The 349-nt window shown below is 61.9% G+C and carries 1 pseudogene; it reads left to right on the forward strand.

Annotation, left to right across the window (positions count from 1 at the left end):
• A pseudogene (locus tag NTD88_RS06320) lies at window positions 1-349 on the forward strand (hypothetical protein); the annotation flags it as partial.

The raw sequence follows: 349 nt of genomic DNA on the forward strand, positions 1-349 counted from the left end.
TCACCTGAGCAGCAACCGCTACCGTGACCGCCTGCAGAAGTTTGATCTGCGCACGCTGGCCAACAGTTGTGGCGTGTTCGACGATGTCATTACCCCGTCGCATGTCGACAGCCTCGTCGCGGAGTTTCGGGCCGTCGGTGATGTCGCCGCGAGGGCCATGCTGGAGAAACAGGCATTCCCGCCCTTTCGCAGCGCACTTGCCCCCGGAGACGTACCCAGGGACATGGATTCCATCTACCGCAACGCGCTGGAGCGCCTGATGGACGGAGGCGGTGTCGCCGTTGTCCTCGATGACCCGATTGGCATCGTTCAGGAACTGAATGCCTGGCGCAATGACGCCATCGAGATG

This window comes from Pseudomonas sp. 20P_3.2_Bac5 (assembly GCF_025466035.1).
Taxonomy (GTDB): domain Bacteria; phylum Pseudomonadota; class Gammaproteobacteria; order Pseudomonadales; family Pseudomonadaceae; genus Aquipseudomonas.